This is a genomic window from Streptomyces spiramenti, from assembly GCF_012034385.1.
Classification (GTDB): domain Bacteria; phylum Actinomycetota; class Actinomycetes; order Streptomycetales; family Streptomycetaceae; genus Streptomyces; species Streptomyces spiramenti.
In genome coordinates, this window is the sequence record NZ_JAAVJB010000446.1 from 1 (window position 1) to 1,444 (window position 1,444).

Annotated in this window: 1 protein-coding gene; it reads left to right on the forward strand. The window is 76.0% G+C overall.

Features of this window, described 5'->3' with window-relative positions:
- Window positions 1–1,344 (forward strand): methyltransferase (locus HCJ92_RS24050; protein WP_167935708.1); only part of this gene is annotated, 1,344 nt, incomplete at its 5' end.
- Between the last annotated feature and the right edge of the window lie 100 nt (window positions 1,345–1,444).

Below are 1,444 nucleotides of genomic sequence, written 5' to 3' on the forward strand. Positions count from 1 at the left end.
CACCCGGACCCCGCCGCCCACCCGGACCCCGGCACCGCCCGGGCCGGAACAGCTCAGCACTCGCCCCCCTCGCCTACTGCAGCCGACCCCTCCGCCGGCGCGTCGTGGCCGACCGGAGGCGAATCGCTGCGCGCCGCGGTCGACATCCGCCCCTTCGCCGGCCCGGACGGCGAGGACTGGTGGGTCGTCTCCGACGCCGGCTGCGCCATCGGCGGTGCTGCGGGTGCCGAGGGCGCCGCGCAGGACGTCGTGCTCGGGGTCGGCGGAGCCTCGGCCACCCTCACCCAGCTCGCCGTCGACGCCCCTGCAGCCCGCGCGCTGGACCTGGGCACCGGCTCCGGCGTGCAGGCGCTGCACCTCGCGGCGCGCGGCACCCGGGTCACCGTCACCGATGTCAACCCGCGCGCCCTCCACATCGCGCGTCTGACGCTCGGACTCTCCGGGATGCCCGAGCCCACGTCCCGTCAGGGCTCGCTCTACGAGCCGGTGCGCGACGACGAGCGGTTCGACGTCATCGTCAGCAACCCGCCGTTCGTCATCTCCCCGACCTCCGGCCCCGACGCCCGTCTGACCTACCGTGACGGCGGGATGGAGGGCGACGCGCTGTGCCGGTCCCTGGTGCAGGGTGCCGCGGACCGGCTCACCGACGGCGGCTGGTGCCAGTTGCTGGCGAACTGGGAACACGTCGAGGGCGAGGACTGGCGGGAGCGCGTCTCCACCTGGGTGCCCGCCGGTTGCGACGCCTGGATCGTGCAGCGCGAGGAACAGGACGTCGCCCGCTACACCGAGCTCTGGTTGCGCGACGCGGGCGCGCACCGCGGGCCGCGCTCCGACTACCGCGCCCGGTACACCCGCTGGCTCGACGCGTTCGCGGCCCGGGGCACCCAGGCGATCGGTTTCGGCTGGATCACCCTGCGCCGCACCGGCGCGGACCGGCCGTCCGTCGTCGCCGAGGAATGGCCGCACGCGGTCGAACAGCCGCTGGGCCAGGAGATCCGCCGTCACTTCGCCGCGCGTGACGGACTCCGCGCCCTCGACGACGCGGCACTGCTGGAGGCGCGCTACGTCCTGGCCGACGGGGTGGTGCAGGAGCAGATCGGGCTGCCCGGGGAGGAGGACCCGGAGCACGTGGTGCTGCGCCAGCGGCACGGCATGATGCGCGCCACCACCGTGGACACCGTCGGAGCCGGGCTCGTCGGCAGCTGCGACGGGACCCTGCCCGCCGGACGCATCGTGGACGCCATCGCCCAGCTCCTCGGGGAGGACCCCGACCGCCTGCGGGAGGCGACCCCCGACACCCTGCGTTCCCTCGTCGAACAGGGCTTTCTCCACCTGGCGGAGTGACGCGCCCGGTCCGCCGGGGCGGCCCGCCACCCCCGGGCGCGCGTGCCGGAGCGGACCGCCCCAAGACCCGTGCCGCCGCGCGCGGCGCAGGCGTCCGCGC